Source organism: Rummeliibacillus sp. TYF005 (assembly GCF_003844195.1).
Lineage (GTDB): Bacteria > Bacillota > Bacilli > Bacillales_A > Planococcaceae > Rummeliibacillus.
In genome coordinates, this window is record NZ_ML122557.1 from 46,049 (window position 1) to 64,749 (window position 18,701).

At 34.5% G+C, this 18,701-nt stretch carries 14 protein-coding genes and 1 other annotated feature; of the genes, 10 read left to right on the forward strand and 4 right to left on the reverse strand.

All coding sequences use genetic code 11. The features are described from left to right. Positions 1-35 precede the first annotated feature (35 nt). Positions 36-383, forward strand: a complete 348-nt coding sequence (locus CW357_RS09850) for a YlbF family regulator (protein ID WP_119414549.1) — start codon at positions 36-38, stop codon at positions 381-383. 210 nt (positions 384-593) lie between these two features. After that, positions 594-2,105 (forward strand): coproporphyrinogen III oxidase, encoded by a 1,512-nt coding sequence (locus tag CW357_RS09855; protein WP_119414550.1) that lies wholly within the window; start codon positions 594-596, stop codon positions 2,103-2,105. A gap of 74 nt (positions 2,106-2,179) precedes the next feature. Here the strand turns inward: CW357_RS09855 and CW357_RS09860 are convergent, their stop codons facing one another. Continuing rightward, positions 2,180-3,274: a CdaR family transcriptional regulator gene (locus CW357_RS09860; protein WP_124217930.1), complete on the reverse strand. Its 1,095-nt coding sequence runs from the start codon at positions 3,272-3,274 to the stop codon at positions 2,180-2,182. A 128-nt stretch (positions 3,275-3,402) separates the two neighbouring features. On the opposite strand from CW357_RS09860, the gene CW357_RS09865 reads away from it, so the two are divergent. From CW357_RS09865 to CW357_RS09880, 4 genes are all read left to right on the forward strand, one after another. Continuing rightward, a complete protein-coding gene (locus CW357_RS09865; protein WP_119414552.1) occupies positions 3,403-4,533 on the forward strand; it encodes a glycerate kinase in 1,131 nt (376 codons plus the stop codon). 10 nt (positions 4,534-4,543) lie between these two features. After that, complete coding sequence (locus CW357_RS09870; RefSeq protein WP_124217931.1) at positions 4,544-5,890, forward strand: GntP family permease; 1,347 nt, start codon at positions 4,544-4,546, stop codon at positions 5,888-5,890. 278 nt (positions 5,891-6,168) lie between these two features. Beyond that, positions 6,169-6,996 carry a DUF2785 domain-containing protein gene (locus CW357_RS09875; protein WP_124217932.1) on the forward strand — a complete coding sequence of 276 codons (828 nt, stop codon included), beginning with the start codon at positions 6,169-6,171 and terminating at the stop codon, positions 6,994-6,996. A 347-nt stretch (positions 6,997-7,343) separates the two neighbouring features. Further along, a complete protein-coding gene (locus tag CW357_RS09880) occupies positions 7,344-8,132 on the forward strand; it encodes an HAD family hydrolase (RefSeq protein WP_124217933.1) in 789 nt (262 codons plus the stop codon). Positions 8,133-8,421: 289 nt separating this feature from the next. On the opposite strand, the gene serA is transcribed toward CW357_RS09880, so the two are convergent. Both serA and CW357_RS09890 read right to left on the reverse strand, forming a co-directional pair. Continuing rightward, positions 8,422-10,008, reverse strand: a complete 1,587-nt coding sequence (serA, locus tag CW357_RS09885; protein ID WP_119414556.1) for a phosphoglycerate dehydrogenase — start codon at positions 10,006-10,008, stop codon at positions 8,422-8,424. 15 nt (positions 10,009-10,023) lie between these two features. Further along, on the reverse strand, positions 10,024-11,196 hold the full coding sequence (locus CW357_RS09890) for a pyridoxal-phosphate-dependent aminotransferase family protein (RefSeq protein WP_124217934.1): 1,173 nt from the start codon (positions 11,194-11,196) through the stop codon (positions 10,024-10,026). A gap of 103 nt (positions 11,197-11,299) precedes the next feature. Further along, positions 11,300-11,535, reverse strand: a binding site (T-box leader). A gap of 622 nt (positions 11,536-12,157) precedes the next feature. Between CW357_RS09890 and CW357_RS09895 the strand changes: the two genes are divergently transcribed. Next, positions 12,158-12,934 (forward strand): enoyl-CoA hydratase, encoded by a 777-nt coding sequence (locus CW357_RS09895; RefSeq protein ID WP_119414558.1) that lies wholly within the window; start codon positions 12,158-12,160, stop codon positions 12,932-12,934. Positions 12,935-12,996: 62 nt separating this feature from the next. Here the strand turns inward: CW357_RS09895 and CW357_RS09900 are convergent, their stop codons facing one another. Beyond that, a complete protein-coding gene (locus tag CW357_RS09900) occupies positions 12,997-13,182 on the reverse strand; it encodes a YhzD family protein (RefSeq protein WP_119414559.1) in 186 nt (61 codons plus the stop codon). A gap of 157 nt (positions 13,183-13,339) precedes the next feature. Between CW357_RS09900 and CW357_RS09905 the strand changes: the two genes are divergently transcribed. Genes CW357_RS09905 through yhaM form a run of 3 tightly spaced genes read left to right on the forward strand, consistent with a single transcriptional unit; the run spans position 13,340 to position 18,406 of the window. Next, entirely contained in the window at positions 13,340-14,563 is a 1,224-nt protein-coding gene (locus CW357_RS09905; RefSeq protein ID WP_124217935.1) for a metallophosphoesterase family protein, read from the forward strand. Positions 14,564-14,576: 13 nt separating this feature from the next. After that, complete coding sequence (locus CW357_RS09910) at positions 14,577-17,471, forward strand: ATP-binding protein (protein WP_124217936.1); 2,895 nt, start codon at positions 14,577-14,579, stop codon at positions 17,469-17,471. Then, on the forward strand, positions 17,468-18,406 hold the full coding sequence (gene yhaM / locus CW357_RS09915) for a 3'-5' exoribonuclease YhaM (RefSeq protein ID WP_124217937.1): 939 nt from the start codon (positions 17,468-17,470) through the stop codon (positions 18,404-18,406). Before CW357_RS09910 ends, yhaM begins: the two co-directional genes overlap by 4 nt. The last annotated feature ends 295 nt before the right edge of the window (positions 18,407-18,701 follow it).

Consider the following 18,701-nt stretch of genomic DNA (forward strand, 5'->3'; position numbering starts at 1 on the left):
AAGAAAAGTTGAATAAAAGAAAGTAGGGAAATGAATTGAATAATATTTATAATGAAATTAATGCATTAGAAGGTGCATTTCGTAAAACAAATGAATTTCAAGCTTTACAACAAGCAATTACAACAGTGAAAGCTGATGAAGATGCTGCAAAGCTTTTCAAAAACTTCCGTGATGTCCAATTGAAACTACAACAAAAACAAATGCAAGGACAACAAATTGAAGAAGACGAATTACAATATGCTCAAAAAACTGCACAACTAGCACAACAAAATGAAAAAATCGCCAACATGTTACAAGCAGAAATGGCACTAAGTGGTCTAATTGAAGAGATTAACCGAGTATTAGTAAAACCAATCGAAGGCTTATACAAAGACTTCAACTAAAGCCATAATTTTTTAAGCTCTCAAGTCAATACTTGAGGGCTTTTTGTATGTTTCAATTTTGTAATAACTATATTTATAAAGATTCCTTTCGAGATTTAGACGGAAATTTGCTACAATATACTAGATATTTTTTATCTATCCTAATACGTATATTTATAAGATCGACCTAATAGATTTATTAAATGATTTTAGAAAGAAGTGATTAAGAATATGCAAGTATTGAAAGTGGAAGGTGCGTACCCTCAAGATTTTATGCGGGTATTTCATGATATAACAAATTTGTTTTTTGAAGATACTAAGTTAGCGAAAAAAGATTTAGTACCGGACTTGGTTGTTCAGTTCAACCATCATACAACTGCCGATTTTACAGTAATTGCAGATGGAACTCTTCAAATGGATGGTCAAATTTATAAAAGTCAATTTCAACAGGCATATGAAACTGAAGGAACAGAAAGAGAAAGAAGAATTCGAGTAAAAAGAGCTTTATCTCATGTATTACTTGATATGCTTGAACAAAAGACAGGGATTATTCAACAATGGGGTATTCTAACAGGTATTCGACCTACAAAACTGTATCATAAATTTAGAAAAGCAGGTTTAACGGATCAACAAATACATGATAAGCTCAAAAATGAGTTTAGCCTTGCTGATGAAAAAATCGATATGTTAAAAAGTATTGTAAAAACACAGCTAAAGACAATTCCGGACTTAGACACAATAGGTAATGAGGTTAGTATTTATATCGGCATACCATTTTGTCCAACGAAGTGTGCATATTGTACATTTCCTGCTTATGCTATCCAAAGTAATCGTAAACAAGGTAGAGTTGCAACATTTTTAGATGGACTTCATATAGAAATTCAAGAGATGGGGAAATGGTTAAAAAAACACGATATGAAAACCACCTCAATCTATTGGGGTGGAGGTACACCTACTTCTATTGAAGCGGATGAGATGGATGCATTGTATCAAACTATGTTTGATTCGTTCCCGCATTCAGAAACTATTCGTGAAATTACGGTCGAAGCGGGGAGACCGGATACTATTACGCCAGAAAAATTAGCTATATTAAAAAAATGGGGTATTGACCGTATTAGTGTTAATCCACAATCCTATACAGATGAAACGTTAAAGGCAATCGGTCGCCATCATACGGTTCAAGAAACAATTGATAAGTTCTGGATGGCAAGAGAAGCTGGTATGAATAACATCAATATGGACCTTATTATTGGTTTACCAAATGAAGGAACTGAGGAATTTGAACATTCACTTAGCGAATCTGAAAAAATGATGCCGGAATCTTTGACCGTTCATACATTGTCGTTTAAACGAGCATCGGAAATGACCCATAACAAAGAAAAGTACAAAGTAGCGGATCGTCAAACAGCAGAAAAAATGATGTTTCGTGCCCATGAATGGACTGCAGAACATGGTTACAAGCCATATTATCTATACAGACAAAAGAATATCCTTGGCAATCTAGAAAATGTGGGATACTCATTACCTGGTGAGGAGAGCATTTATAATATTGCAATTATGGAAGAAGTCCAAACGATTATTGGCTTAGGCTGTGGTGCGTCAACGAAATTAGTAAATGCTGAAACAGGGAAAATCTCACAATATCATAACCCGAAAGAACCTGTGCAATATATCATGTCATTTGAAGATGCAATTCATAAAAAAATCGAAGCATTAGATGAACTATATGGGTTTGAAAAATAAGACTCTTTGTAAATAGTTGGGGCTCTCCCCAACTATTTTTTGGCTTTGTGATAAAAGGGAGCCCGAGAGAGAAATCACTCTTTCTGTTTCTTTTCATCATAAAGCCACAAAGCTATTTGCAATACAACGGCATCTTGAAAAACGGTTGGATTAAAACCTGTCATTTCAAAAATTTGATTCAAACGATATGTAAGGGTATGACGATGAATATCTAACATCTCTGCTGTCAATGAAATCTGTTGATTGCAATGTAAAAATTCATCTAGCGTATGAAGCAATTTAGGGTTAACGTCCTTCAATAATCTATGTGTGAATTGTTGTGCTTCAGGAGATTCCTTTTTCTTCAATAAAGAATACAGTTCTACGGATTCAAAGAAGGAGATGATTTGGCTGTGTTCGCTATATTCTAGAGCTGTCTTAGCTGTATCGTAAGCATGGCGAACTTTACTTAGATCATCTATCATCGTTCCAACGCCGATTTTCACCTTAAAATATTTTTGAATTTGTTTGACTAAAGAACTCAGACTTTTCTTTACGGCTTTTTCGGAAATCCCTGATGTTAAGATAAAGTATTCATCTGATTGATATTTTCCAATCAATACAGAATCATGAACATAAAAGTCTTCTAAGTATTCGACAAAAGATTGATAGGCTTGATGTTTTGGTATTACTTTAAGAATTGCTAAATAATAGGGTGATTCTGAATGGAAGGAAACTTTTAAAAGACGTTCAGTCATTAATTTTTCGATAGGTTGACCTGTTAGTAAATCTTCAAAAATTCTTTCACGCATTTTTCTCTTCCACTCAGATTGAGAAACAATAAGTGCTTGGTGTACCATCATTTCAGTAGTAAGTTGTACAAGTGTTGCTACCTCTAATAACTCATCTGGGTCTCCGGTAATTCCAACAACTCCAACTAATTCGTTTTGAAAGTAAATAGGTAGATTAATGCCAGGTTTGGCCTTTGGAAAAAGGTGCATGTTCTTTTCAGTTATGATTAATGGCTTTTCACTTTCTACAACCATTTTTGCTCCCTCATGAATACTTTCAACACGTAATTGATCTCCAGAAGCTAAAATAATACCACTTGTGTTCATAACATTGATATTACGATGAAGACGTAACATTGTTTGTTCAACAATTTGGTTTGCTAGTTGTTTTGAAATCATAAGATACTCCTTCACGTATAAATTTATAACTGTTATACGACAGATAAATTATACATTAAGTATAATGTAAAATGAAAGAATTATTAATATAATTCTATGTAAGCGTTTTACTTATAGGAGGAATTGACGTGAAAATCATTGTCAGCCCTGATTCTTTTAAAGGTTCATTATCCGCTACAGATGCGGCAAAAATTATGGCAGATGCCATACATGAAATGGATAAAAAAATTGAAACTGTATTATTACCTGTTGCAGATGGTGGAGAGGGAACGTTAGAGCCATTGATCAATGCAACGAACGGGAAGCTTGAATGCGTTAAAGTTCAAGACCCATTAGGTAGAACTATTAATGCAGAGTATGGAATTCTTGGTGATGGTGAAACTTGCATGATTGAAATGGCAAAAGCATCAGGTTTAACACTATTGTCACCAGATGAACGTAATCCGTTAGTTGCTTCCACATTTGGCACGGGTCAACTTATCTTACATGCATTAAATGCTGGATATCGTAAATTTGTCATTGGCATTGGGGGGAGTGCTACAAATGACGGAGGTACAGGAATGCTACGTGCACTAGGCATGAAGTTTTTAGATGCACAAGGCCAAGAACTAGCAGAAGGTGCACAGCCATTAAAAAATTTATCTAAAATTGATATGAGCAAATTTGATCCGCGTATCAAATTATCACAATTTGTAATTGCGTGTGATGTAGACAATCCACTAGTAGGCCCAAATGGTGCAACGGCAATCTTTGGCCCACAAAAAGGTGCTACGGAAGAAATGGTAAAAGAAATAGATTTAAATTTATACCATTTAGCAAATGTTATCGAAAAAGAAACGAGGATTGCATTGCATCAAAAACCAGGTGCAGGTGCTGCAGGAGGTATTGGAGGAGCTTTTTTGGCATTCTTTCCTGTAGAACTAAAACCAGGAATTGAAGTTGTCATGAAGGCAATAGATTTTGCTCGTCATCTTCAGTCAGCATCACTAGTGATAACAGGGGAAGGAAAATCTGATGTTCAAACGCTATCTGGAAAGGCGCCTGTTGGTATTGCGAAAGAAGCAGCTAAACAGCATGTGCCAGTCGTCTTAATATCTGGATATGTAGAAGAGTCTAGTAGAGTACAACTAGCTAAATATTTTACCCAAATTGCTAGTGTTGCAAATGAACAAGTTTCTAGTGAAGAATCGATTGCGAATCCAGCAATCTACTTAAAAGAAAGAACATATGAAACAGTTCAAAAATTAATCAATTCATAGGGGTGGAATAATGTTATTTCTAATCATTTTAATAGGTGTATTGTTTATCGTTTTTGCAACTGCAAAACTAAAGCTTCATCCATTTTTAGCTTTGCTCGGTGCATCCTTCTTCGTAGGAATTGCATCTGGTATGCCACTTTTAGATATTGTTAAAAATATCAATGAAGGTTTCGGCGGATTGATGACCAGCATAGGTATAGTCATTATTGCTGGAACAATTATTGGTGTTATTTTAGAGAAATCAGGCGCAGCATATCGAATGGCTGAGGTTGTATTACGAATTCTTGGAGAAAAACGTCCGCAATTAGCGATGAGTATTATTGGGTATATTGTTTCGATTCCTGTATTTTGTGATTCAGGTTTTATCATACTATCAAGTTTGCAAAAATCTTTAGCCAAACGTGCAAAAGTAAAAGTAGCATCAATGGCTGTCGCGTTAGCAACCGGATTATATGCAACGCATACATTAGTGCCACCAACTCCTGGACCAATCGCTGCTGCAGGAAATATCGGAGCTACTGATTATTTAGGAACGATTATTTTAGTTGGCTTAATCGTAGCTATTCCGGCAACAATTGTTGGTTATTTCTGGGCAGTGAAGATGGGAACTAAAATCGAGGTACCCGCTGACCATGAAGAAGCTTTAGATTATGAAGAAGTGATTAAATCATTTGGTAAAATGCCATCTACTTTTAAAGCATTTTTGCCCATTGTATTACCTATTATTTTGATTGGAATAGGCTCAGTAGCTGCCTTAACATTAGATGATAAATCTGGGGTGTCACACTTTTTACAATTTATTGGTTCACCATCTGTAGCATTACTATTTGGAGTATTAGCATCATTCTTATTACTTCCAGAAATTAGTGAAGTGACATTAAATGATTGGATTGGGGAAAGTTTAAAAGAAGCAGCACCTATTCTTTTAATCACGGGTGCTGGAGGTGCTTTTGGTACCATTATCAAAAATACAGGTGTAGCAGAGATTCTACAATCTATGGATCTCGGTGCATTATCCCAAGGTGTATTGTTCTTATTAGTACCATTTATTATTGCGGCAGCATTAAAATCTGCGCAAGGTTCTTCTACTGCTGCTTTAGTTATTACGTCGTCTTTAATCGCACCGATGTTACCAACTTTAGGAATAGAAGGTGCTCTTCCATTAGCACTTGTTGTCATGGCACTTGGTGCAGGAGCAATGACAGTTAGCCACGTTAATGATAGCTTCTTCTGGGTAGTAACCCAGTTTAGTGGCATGAAGGTAACCGATGCTTACAAAGCCCAAACAATGGCAACACTCTTACAAGGTATCACAACTATTATTGTTACCATGATTATTTGGTTGATCTTTGTGTAAGTACCGAAAGATATAAAATAACATATAAAAGCCTAATGTAGAGTATTTATACATTAGGCTTTTAATTTATTAAAATATAGGAATATTTAATAGAAGGAATTATTTAGAAAAATAATATGGACAACCTATGCATAAGAAAAATAGAGATTACATAGGATGAAATAAACAATTATCTGATGCACAAGTCAAGTGCTATACTATTAATGACAATACAGAGTAATTGACAGTGTATTTTTTGCAGTTTAGTCGATGAAATATTCGTATTGGAGGTTTTAATTATGGACGAAATAACTTTAAAAACACTTCTACTCGATATTCAAAATGGAAAAACTACTTGGCAAGAACAAAACCAAACAGAACTCATTGATTCAATGATGGAACATATCGGTTCTTCAGATTCAGAGCTTAGAGATAAATTAATTTATCGAGGTTTTTCTCAACTTATCCAGGACGAGAATTTGATACCAGAAGAAAAACTCGTCGATTTACTTACAAAAGCATTAGGAGACGAATATTTGTTTTATGAAATTGGTGACGTCGGAACAGACCATATCTTTAAGCGTTCTTTTTCAGTCCTATTAATCACGTTAATATTAGGCAAAGATTTAGAACATTCCTTTATACCATTACAATTATTAGATCGCACTAGAAATGAATTGCTCCTATATTTAGATTTAGAACAGGATTTAAGAGGATTTGTTTCCGAAAAAGGTTGGGCACATAGTGTAGCGCATACAGCTGATGCCATTGATGAATTAGTGAAAAATCCTAAAATGGATGTGAAATTTTTCCCTTCTATTTTTCAAGGATTGGCTAATAAGGCACTGACCTTTGCGGATGTATATATAGCAGACGAGGCAGAGAGATTATTAACACCGATAATGGCAATGCTTGAAATAGGACTTGCTACAGAAATAGTGGATGATTTATTCGATAAGATTCCATCATTCCTAAAGCTACAAAAAAGTAAACTTGAAGAAGAAAAATACGTAAAATTAAATGCTAATTGCAAAAGCTTTTTAAAGAGCTTTTATGTCTGCGTAGGATCCAGTGAAAAATATATTGAATTCCAAAAGAAAATAAGCAGTTGCTTAAAGGAATTATAATTATAAATAGTTCAAAGGGGGAGAGTATATTTCTCTCCTTTTTTTGTGAAGATTTTATTGAAAGTTTTTGAAAAATGAATGTAAATATTAATGAATTAAATCGAAAAAGTACATAACTTGCCGATAAAAACTGTAAGTTGGTATCAGAATATGGGGATGCTTTAAATTCTAGATTTCTTGTTTTTTCGTATATCTTAAAGGTTATAAAAATAAATTATAATAAGGACCGAAAAATTCAGAATTTAAACGTCTTAATTACTTTGAAAAATTAAAAGAAAATTCCGTATTTTATTTTAAATTATGCTACGATATTATTAACGATATTTATACTAAGGGGCGAATATTAAGTGACAATTTCAACAGTAATTTTTGATCTAGATGATACTCTATTATGGGATAAAAAAAGTATTGCTACCGCATTTGCTTTAACTTGTGAGAAAGCTGCTTCCATCGTTGAAGTTGATGCGAAGGAATTTGAAGAAAAAGTACGTGAAACTGCTCGCAATTTATATAGTACATATCCTACATATGAATACACAAAGTTAATAGGGATTAATCCATTCGAAGGGCTTTGGGGACAATTTGATGATCCAACACCTCAATTTCAGGAATTGAAAAGCATTGTTCCAGTATATCGAAAAGATGCATGGACTGGTGGATTAGAAAAGCTTGGAATACAAGATGAAAAACTTGGGGCAGAACTGGGTGAATATTTTGTAGAAGCAAGAAAACAAAGCCCATTTGTTTATGAGGATACATTTGAAGTATTGGATACTTTAAAGGAAAAATATCAACTTATTTTACTGACAAATGGTTCTCCTAGTCTACAAAATTTAAAATTGAAAATTACACCTGAAATTGTACCTTATTTTGACCATATTATTATTTCCGGGAATTTTGGTGAAGGTAAGCCAGCTGCTTCCATTTTCAGACACGTTTTAGAAGTAGCAAAAGTAGATGCAAGAGAAGCTATTATGGTTGGAGACAATCTAATGACCGATATTCTCGGTTCTTCTCGTGTGCAAATGCGTTCTGCATGGATAAACCGTGAAAACAAACCTCATGTAGAAGGGGTTCAACCTACTTATGAAATTCATGCTTTACATGAGCTTGTTCAATTGGTAGAGAAAATTTAGGTAAAAAATTAGAAACCCAAGAAAGGAAAAAGTCGTTCATATCGTGAGGGGAAGAGAATGAAGACTATGAAAAGATTATTAAAAGATCCTAAAATATTTATTGCAGGGGCTTTGACATTGGCTTTGGTGATTTATCGATTCTATTGAATTTTCGAAGAGTAGCGTAGCTGCTCTTTTTTTATGTCGTTAAATCCAGATATCATTTGTTAGCACATTAGTGAAAATAGCAAAATAAAAGAAGCGGTCTCTAATTAATAGAAACCGCTTCTGGCATTATTTAAGTAGAAGATTATAAGTTAATCGCTTTTGCTTCGAAGACATTGTCTTGAGCTGTTAAGAATTCGATATTTTCAAAAGCATTATCTACAGAAAGCATCATGATGGCATTCCCACCTTGATTTGAACGACCAACTTGCATTGTGGCAATATTGATATCTTTTTCTGCAAGTAGTGTACCAACGCGTCCGATGGCACCTGGTTTGTCAGTATGTTTGATAAAGATTAAATGACCTTCTGGTACAACGTCAACAACATAGTCATCAACTTGAACGATACGAGCTCCTAGTCCGTTTAGTAATGTACCTTTTACTTTGTGCGTTTCATTTTTTGTTATAAGTTCAACTGAGATAGAATTTAAGAATGCTTTAGCAGTTGTAGACTTATGTTCGTTGATCTTGATAGCATTTCTTTCTGCTAAATAACGAGCATTTACGTTGTTTACATGATTTCCAAGATTACGACTAAGTACACCTTTGACAGCGTTATTTGTTAATGGACGAACATCAAAGCTTGCAAGTTCGCCAGAGTAGTATATATTGATTTCTTCGATGGCTTCGTCTACTAAGTTAGAAACGAAAGCACCGATTTTATTGGCAAGATCAAAGAATGGTTCTACTTTAGCGACCATATCTTTAGGAACTGATGGCATGTTCACTGGGTTACGAACTGTTCCTATTTTAAAGTAACTTAAGATATCGTTACTTACATCAACTGCGACAGATTCTTGCGCTTCTACAGTTGAAGCACCAAGGTGTGGAGTTGCGATTACTTGTGGTAAGTCTAAAAGGCGATTTCCTACGAATGGTTCATCTTCCATTACGTCTAGTGCAGCACCTGCAACTTTACCATTTTCAATGGCATTGTACAAAGCTTCTTCATCGATGATACCACCACGTGCACAGTTAATAATGCGAACGCCGTCTTTCATGATGTTGAAAACTTCTTCATTAATCATATGACGAGTAGAATCTAGAAGTGGTGTGTGGACAGTGATAAAATCTGCTACACGTGCTACATCTTCAACACTACCATAATCAACACCAGCTTTTTCGGCTTTTTCGGCTGTCAAGAATGGGTCATAAGCAATTACATTCATACGATTTCCTTTAGCACGATGAGCCACTTCTTGACCGATTCGACCGAAACCAATGACACCTAATGTTTTGTTTTTAAGCTCAACACCTACGAATTTTTTGCGATCCCAACGTCCTTCTTTTAAAGATAGATAGGCGTGAGGAATATGACGAGCTAAAGACATAATCATAGCAGTTGTATGTTCTGCAGCAGAGTTTGTATTACCATCCGGAGCATTTACGACGATAATCCCTTTTTCTGTAGCAGCATCTAAATCAATATTATCGACACCAACACCTGCTCGACCGATAAGTTTTAAATGATCAGCGGCTTCAATAATTTCTCGTGTTACTTTTGTTTGAGAACGGACAAGTAATACATCAAAGTCTTTAATAATTGCTTTCAATTCTTCTGGTTGAAGGCCAGTGTTAATCACAATATTCAAATCTAGTTCTTGTTCTTGACGAAGTGGATAAATTCCATCTTCGCTTAGTGGGTCACTGATTAAAATGTTAATAGCCATCTTTGTATTCTCTCCTTATTGTGCAACTTTTTCTGTAGTATTTTGTAAGTAAACTGCTTGAGCTGCGGCAACACCAGCACCAAGTTGAATATCTTTTCCAACTTTCACTAGTGCGATTTCCATTGCAGCAACATATTGTAGTACATCAGTTGGAGCGCAATAGCCCATATGACCAACTCGGAAGATTTTTCCCTTTAATGTTTGTTGACCACCTGCAATAGATAAGTTGAAGTCTGCTTTTAATACTTTTCGGAATGCTTCTGGATCGAAATCATCAGGTTTCACAGATGTAACTGTTGGAGAACCATCTTCGTCTGAAGCGAATAATGGAAGATTTAAAGCTTTAAATGCAGCACGAGTCATGTCACGCATTAGTTGGTGACGAGCATATACATTTTCAAGACCTTCTTGTTCGAAGTTTTCAAGTGTTTGTTCTAAACCAAATAGTAAAGATAAAGCTGGTGTGAAAGGTGTTGTATCTTTTGCAAGATTGTCACGGTATTTTGTTAGATCTAAGTAAAAACCTTTTTTGGGATTACTTTCGATAACTTTCCATGCGCGTTCACTTACTGCAATAAAGTTCAGTCCAGCTGGTAGCATAAATGCTTTTTGAGAACCAGTTACGACAACATCGATACCCCATTCATCCATTTTAGTTTCTACACCTGCCATGCAAGAAACACCATCGATAATAACTAATGTCTCATCATTTACTGCATGAACAGCTTGTGCTAATTTACCAACAGGATTTAAGACACCCGTTGAAGTTTCGCAGTATGTAGAAAATACTGCTTTGATATCAGGGTTTGCTTTTACATATTCAGCAATTTCAGCTGGGTTAAGTGAAGTTCCCCATTCAACTTTATATTCTTCTACATTTATTTGATATGCTTCGCAGATTTTAGTGAATCGATTTCCAAATACTCCTGTGGCAACAACTAATACTTTATCACCTGGTTTTACAACATTAACAATTGCTGCTTCAAGTCCTGAAGTACCACTACCTGTTAACATCATGACGTCTTGAGTTGTACCGAAAACTTTTTTCAGTCTAGGTTTAATATTTTGAATCATCAGACTAGTTTCGTTCCCACGGTGCCCAATCATTGGCTTAGCCATTGCACGTTCAACGCTTGGTGGGATTGGTGTTGGTCCTGGAATACGTAATAATTGGTAATCTTGTAACATAAGTAATTGCCCCTCTCGTTTTTAGAAAAATTTGCAAAAGTAACTTGGAAAGTCAAGTACTTCAGCATTTAAATAAAAAAAAGCTCTCCACACCCTTACCGTCGTAAGGGGCGAAAAGCTTGTATAAACAATCGCGGTACCACCCTTGTTTCACTGTCCTTTTGAAATGGACAGTCTTTGCTATATGCTTAACGTGCATGATCCGGGTAAACCTACTTTTATATGTTCGGAGTACCTACTCAGAAGTGGAACTTACCGTTGAAATCACTGATTTACACCAACCATCAGCTCGCTGTGGGATTTTCAAATCGTTAAGTATGTCTTCGTCGTCGTATTTTTTCGTCGTATTGAATTTAATCCAATATTAAAACCATTAACATCGAATGTCAACATTATTTTTGGAATTTCTTAAAATTATTGTTTTGAAACATTGATTAATGAGCATTAACACGAACAATAAAAATGTTTTATATATTTATCGTACGTCTTTTTAGAAAAGACAATATTATATGACATAAAGAAAAAACAACATTACTTATAAATATTTTAGAATAATAAATACAACCCATAGGAAAGTTTTTATCCGGAAAATAAAAAAGTTGATAATTCAATAAAACATTATCAATAGCACATATATATAACACCCTGAAATTAAGTACATAATGATAACGAAATAATATATTTGAAAGAAATTTGTATATTTAAGTGAAATGATAATTATAAAAGGTGACAAATATAATTTTATTTAAATACTTTTTTAAAATAGTTAAATATTCCGCTATTCATTAAAATACATAGTCAGAAAATAGAATTTTTATGATGTTTTGATTTTTGTAAATCTACTCAAATAATAAAATAATATTAGAATTTTCAAAATAAAGGTTTTTATAATAAAACATAGAATATCTTTAAGTAAGGTAGCATTATGTAATTTATTATGAACACAGAGGGGTGCACCAAAATGGGATATGAAACAATTACTATTGAAAGAAACGGTAGATTAGCGATTGTTAGTTTAAATCAACCGCAAAAAATGAATGCGATGGATGATGTAATGCTCCATGAGTTAGCAAATTGTTTTGAAGCATTGCATAAAGATCCTACGATACAAGTGTTGATATTAAAAGGTGAGGGAAAAGTATTCTCCGCCGGTGGAGATATTAAAGCGATGTTAACTGAGAGCTTTGATATTGCTGATGTTATGATAGATATCTCTAGATTGGTGAAGGCATTTTACACCTTACCTATGGTAACTATTGCAGCAGTTCATGGTGCAGCTGCTGGACTTGGTTTTAGTTTAGCATTAGCAGCGGATATTATAATTGGGGAAGAAGATAGTAAATTTGCGATGAATTTTATAGGAATTGGTCTTATCCCTGATGGAGCAGGGCATTTCTTTATGAAAGAAAGATTAGGTGCTCCAAAAGCTCAGCAAATGATTTGGGCTGGAGATGTTTTAAATGGTTTTGCGGCGAAAAAAGTAGGATTAGTCGACGAAGTTGTAGAAAATGGAACAGCAATCGAACAAGCAGGACAATTAGCGCAAAAATTGCTACATTCTCCACTATTATCTATGATTGAGACGAAAAAAATATTGCATGCACAGAAAGTTGCTGAACTGAATAGTATTTTAGAAATGGAGTCAGTGGGGCAGACAACAATGCGTAGTACTAAAGATCATCTAGAAGGTATTAAAGCATTTGTAGAAAAAAGAACGCCGAATTTTGAAGGAAAATAAATCAAATCTAATAATTGTCAATAAAAGGAGTTGTCCAAAATTACAGGACAACTCCTTTTTACTCACACATGAAATAATATTAATTTACCGCTTGAGTTAACAAGACGATGAGTCTCTTCGGATAAACCAAGTTGTTCAATTTTTTCTGCCCCTTGTTTTTTTGCTGTATCTTCATCTGAGAATTCCCATGCTTCATCTTTAATGATTTCACCAGATTTTTTAAAAGCTGTAAAACGAAACGTTAGCATCATCCTCACCCCTTATAATGAATGTACATTCATTATACTAAAATGGATTAAATCTTGTACATTAAAATGTGTAAGACTTAAGTAGAAAACGCTATAAATAATTGGAAGTTCATGTTAAAATAAGAACAAATATTCGCTTTACTGAAAGAGGGATAGTATGTCTTCGATTCGATTTTTCCACACTGCTGACTTGCATTTGGATAGCCCATTTAAAGGAATGTCTAATTTACCTGAACAGGCATTTGAACAGCTACGTAACAGTACATTCGATGCTTTTTCAAATTTAATAGAAAAGGCGATTAAAGAAAAACCTGATTTTATCCTGATTGTAGGTGATATTTATGATGGGGAAGATCGCAGTTTAAGGGCACAACAAATTTTTCAAAAAGGTATGGAGAAGTTATCGGAATATCAAATTCCCATTATTATTAGTTATGGAAATCATGATCATTTGAAGGGGAAATGGACACGCTTTTCATTGCCGGAAAATGTTTACGTAATGCCAAAAGAGACGACTAAATTGACATTGAATGTTCGTGATTCCAAGGTGAATCTATACGGATTTAGCTATCCAGAACGGCATGTACTAAAACCTATGATTGACACATACCCAATTGCCACAGAACAAGATGCCGTACATATTGGGATGTTACATGGAAGTTTACAGGGGAATACAACGCATGATGTTTATGCACCGTTTACAATTGAAGAATTGCTTTCCAAAAATTATGATTATTGGGCTCTTGGACATATCCATAAGCGTCAAGTTTTGCATACTGATCCACCCATTATTTATCCGGGGAATATACAAAGTAGACATCTAAAGGAACAAGGCGTAAAAGGGTTTTATGATGTTACAATTACAAATTTCGCTTCAGATTGTACATTTATTCCGACTTCCGCTATTGTGTATGACAAAATAGAAATCGATTGTGCCAACTTAATACATGCCAATGAAGTTCTTAGGGCTTGTGGACAAGCTTTGGAAAACTTCAGAGAACAATTTGGGGCTGGAGTTGTCTGGCTTTATCTAAAAAATATAGATGAACAAGGAAAGTCTCTATTTGAAGAGACGCCACTTGCAGATTGGCTCGAAGTGATTCGTGAACAAGAGGAAGAAAAGACCCCATTTGTATGGATACAATCATTAGAAATAGACGATTCTGCTGTTAATAGATATGAGCCAACATTAGCATCTGAATCAGTCTTAAAAGTGTTAAGTGAATGGGATGAAAAGCATTTAAAAGAGGTTATAAAGGATCTGTATCAACATCCAAAAGGAAGTCGCTACTTAGAAACGTTAACATCAGAAGATTTAGAATCTCTTGTATCTGAGGCAAAACAACAATTTCTAAAGAACATTAGTATGACCAAAGGGTAGGGGGAGAGTAGATGTGCATTTAAAAAAGCTATTGATATATGGATTTGGACAACATGAAGATATTACAGTTGAATTATCAAAAGGTATCAATGTTTTTTATGGGTTAAATGAAGCAGGCAAAACGACAATTCAACAATTTATCTTGCAAATTCTCTTCGGATTTCCTCAAAAAAACCACCAACAACTACGATATGAACCTAAAAAAGGTGGTAAGTTTGGTGGACAAGTGCATCTATACGATCATGAATATGGTGAGTGTATTATAGAGCGAGTGAAAGGAAAAGCAAGTGGAGATGTTACAGTATATCTTGCTAATGGTGAAAAAGGGCATGAAGAGTTATTAGCTAAGATTATGAGAGGGTATAACCGACATAGTTTTGAAGCAGTATTTTCCTTTTCAGTGCATCAATTACAACAGATGGAGAATTTATCTGAGGAAGAGTTAAGTGGTGTATTATTAGCCTCAGGTACGACTGGTGCAGATCAACTTGCCAATGTAAAACAAGAATTAGAAAAAAGGGAACAGGAATTGTTCAAAAAATCAGGAAGAGTGCCTCTTTTAAATCAGAATATTATCGATTTAGTAAAACAAGATCAAAAGATTAAAGAAGAACGAAAAAGAATAGATGAATATGAGCCTTCTATGAAAAGGATAGAAGCGATTCAAAAAGAGATGAAAGATCTCGATAAGCAAGAACAACTGATTAAACAAGATATACAAAACTTAAATGAGTTACGGCAAGTTTCACCATTATTAGAAGAAAAACAAAGATTAGAATCCGTAATAGCTGGTCTTGATTATACCTCATTTCCAAACAACGGTATCAATCGATTTGAGCAATTGCGAGAACTTCAGTTAACAAACAAAGCTTCTTTAAATAAAGTACAACAAAATTACGATTTCTTAATAGAACAGTTACAGGAAGAGTTTGATATTGAACAATTACATTCATTAAAAGAACTTGTCGATCGTGATAGTGAATGGAGGGAATGGCAAACTCAACTTCGCCAGTTTGAAAGGGATATTCAAACAGTGAAACAAGAGATGAATAGTCAATTTCAACTTTTAGGTATTACGAGTTCTGAACAACAACAAGCAGTATTACAATCAGAAGTTTCTATACAACAGGAAGATCAATTTCAACGTTTGATCCGACAAATGGAAGAACAAGATGAGCAATTACGATTTCAACAGAGAATATCAAATCGTTTAGAAGAGGAAATCCGAACTCTATCGCAAAAACTGGACGAATTGTATGAAAGTATGCCAACTGAGGATGACAAGGAACGTTTAAAAAAGTGGCAGAAAGAAAAAGAAGAAGCTACTGAAGCAAAAGTATTACTACAACATCATGGATCATCAAAAACCGAACAGTTAGTAAAGGTATTAAGTATTTTTCTAGCAGTTATCTCGATTATCTTGGGTATCGCTCAAGAAAAAATGATTTTAGGTATAGTTGGGGTAGTATTGGCAATTGCAATTTATGTATTATTCAATCATAAGGCAAATACTTCAAACCAAGACAAACAGTTGGAACAATCTATAAGAAAATTAGATAAAGTCCGCAAAATGACACAAGAGATGGAACAACTTGAACAATCAATCCGGCTCTATAATGATCGTGTTTCTTTAGTTGAGCAACAATTAGAAGATAAAGAAATAGAACAAAAACAAGTTTTAAAAACATTAAGTAAGTTAACTATTCTTGCAGAACAAAACAAAGAACAACTGAAATTATTTTTAGCTAAATTCCAAATTACAGGGGATATTCAGCCTAAATTAGTTAACGAGTTATTTAGAAATGTTCGTCAATTACAGTTATCGAATAATCGTTTGATGATGATGAATGATCAGAAAGAACAATTGATAAGATTAACAGAACAAAGGTTACAACAAGCTTCAATTATTTGTAATACTACTTGTACTGTTGAAAATTTATCCACAGTTGTGCACAGTAGTTATCAACAAATGCTTGAATTACAACATTCTATAGAGAGCTCACTTGAAAAGAAAAAGGAGCTACAACAGCAATTAGAAGAGTTAAGCATGTTGCATGATACGTATGAAGAAGAGATTCTCAAATTATTGCAGGATGCAAATGTTACAACAGTAGACGAATATTATAAAGCTGCAGAGCAATACCATCAGTTTGAGAAAATGCAATTTTCACTTCAACAAATTGAGGCACAGCTTCAAATGTTCGATAAAACAATACAGACAACAGATTTATCTATAGAAGACATCAATCATCGTATCACGCAGTATAATGAGCATGAAAAACAGCTTCAGTTACAAAAGAGCATCTTATTGAAAGAACAGGCTACTCTCAATGCACAAGCTGAATATTTGTTAGAGGATCGTCAATATGGTAACCACCTCCAACAGTTTGAACAACATAAGGCAGCATTCAATACCAACGCAAAAGAATGGGTAGTATCTAAACTTATATCTACAGCTATTCAAGAAACTTTACATCAGTTAAAAGAAGAAAAGCTCCCTGCAGTTTTACAACATGCAGAGCAGTACTTTAAATTATTAACCAATAATCGATATGAATCACTTTATCTGAATACTGAGGGAAAATTTGAAGTATTATCAGTGGAAGGGATTCGTTACTCAGTTGCAGAGTTATCACAAGCAACCAAAGAACAAGCATATATCGCACTGCGATTTGCTCTTGCTGGTTCACTTAAACAATCAGCACCATTTCCGATTATTATGGATGATCCGTTTGTCCATTTTGATCGTTTAAGAATAATTTACATGGTACAATTAATACAAAGAATTTCAAGTGAACATCAGATTCTTTACTTTACATGTCATGATGGAATGCTGGAACAATGGGAGAAAGCTAATATCATCCAAGTAGCAAATCTTAATAATGAAAGGGGATTGACTTCGGTATGAATGGAGTAGCAACATTACAAGCAGGAGCACCAGTCGATCAATATTTACTTATTAAACAAGCAACAAAAGGTGTTACAACAATGGGAAAACCATTTATGACACTTATTTTACAAGATAAAAGTGGAAGCATAGAAGCAAAGCTTTGGGATACTGGAGAAGATCAAGAAAAATTGTATCAGGCGGGTGGAATTGTTCGAATCGGTGGAGAAATTCACGATTATCGTGGAAAACTACAATTGCGTATTAAAACGATTCGTCCTATAAATGAGGATGAGAATATTTCAGTAACTGATTTAGTTCAATCAGCAGAAACTCCTAAAGAAGAATTATTCGATCAGCTTATGAATTTTTTCTTTGAGATAAAGAACCCTAACATTTCTCGTCTTACAAGATACTTAATCATGGAAAATCAACAATCTCTAATGACTTTTCCTGCAGCCACAAAAAATCATCATGATTATGCATCCGGATTATTAGATCATGTTGTATCTATGCTAAAGCTAGGGAAAGCTATAGCAGATTTGTATCCAACTTTAAATAGAGATCTACTTTATGCGGGAATAATCTTACATGATATTGGTAAGGTAGTAGAATTATCAGGACCAATTTCAACAAGCTATACAGTCACTGGGAATATGTTAGGACATATCTCTATTATGGTAAGTGAAATTGCTCTTGCTGCAAATGAGTTAAATATTGAAGGAGAAGAAGTAATGCTTCTTCAACATATGGTTTTATCACATCACGGTAAAGAAGAATGGGGAAGTCCTAAAAAGCCAATGCTTCAAGAAGCTGAGATACTGCACTATATTGATAATATTGATGCGAAGATGAATACATTAAAACGTGCTTTAGGCAAGACAAGACCTGGTGAATTTACTGAGCGCCTATTCCCGTTGGATAACCGTTCATTCTATAAACCAACAATTGAATAATAATTAATGGGCAAAGCAAAAAGACTGTCAGCTTAAGAAGATACTGAAAGTCTATTGCGAGTATGAGAATGACCCATTCGTTCTCATATTCGCTTTTTTTATTTGAAATTGACTTACATAAAGAAACAGGCGACTTTCTGTTCGATTTAACGTAAGCCCGAAATATAAAAAATAAGCGCACCTTTTCGGTACGCACGACGAATAGCCAACTATCTGAAATTTTTTTCGGATAGTTGGCTATTTTGCACATGTCGCTTGGATGTTTTTTGACCAAGGCATATAATCATTTAAAAGT

What these genes read in the sequence shown, in the direction of transcription:
- CW357_RS09855 (WP_119414550.1), top strand. Translation starts at nt 594, where the DNA reads ATGCAAGTATTGAAAGTGGAAGGTGCGTACCCTCAAGATTTTATGCGG.
- CW357_RS09860 (WP_124217930.1), bottom strand. Translation starts at nt 3,274, where the DNA reads ATGATTTCAAAACAACTAGCAAACCAAATTGTTGAACAAACAATGTTA.
- CW357_RS09870 (WP_124217931.1), top strand. Translation starts at nt 4,544, where the DNA reads ATGTTATTTCTAATCATTTTAATAGGTGTATTGTTTATCGTTTTTGCA.
- CW357_RS09875 (WP_124217932.1), top strand. Translation starts at nt 6,169, where the DNA reads ATGGACGAAATAACTTTAAAAACACTTCTACTCGATATTCAAAATGGA.
- serA (WP_119414556.1), bottom strand. Translation starts at nt 10,008, where the DNA reads ATGGCTATTAACATTTTAATCAGTGACCCACTAAGCGAAGATGGAATT.
- CW357_RS09890 (WP_124217934.1), bottom strand. Translation starts at nt 11,196, where the DNA reads ATGTTACAAGATTACCAATTATTACGTATTCCAGGACCAACACCAATC.
- CW357_RS09895 (WP_119414558.1), top strand. Translation starts at nt 12,158, where the DNA reads ATGGGATATGAAACAATTACTATTGAAAGAAACGGTAGATTAGCGATT.
- CW357_RS09900 (WP_119414559.1), bottom strand. Translation starts at nt 13,182, where the DNA reads ATGCTAACGTTTCGTTTTACAGCTTTTAAAAAATCTGGTGAAATCATT.
- CW357_RS09905 (WP_124217935.1), top strand. Translation starts at nt 13,340, where the DNA reads ATGTCTTCGATTCGATTTTTCCACACTGCTGACTTGCATTTGGATAGC.
- yhaM (WP_124217937.1), top strand. Translation starts at nt 17,468, where the DNA reads ATGAATGGAGTAGCAACATTACAAGCAGGAGCACCAGTCGATCAATAT.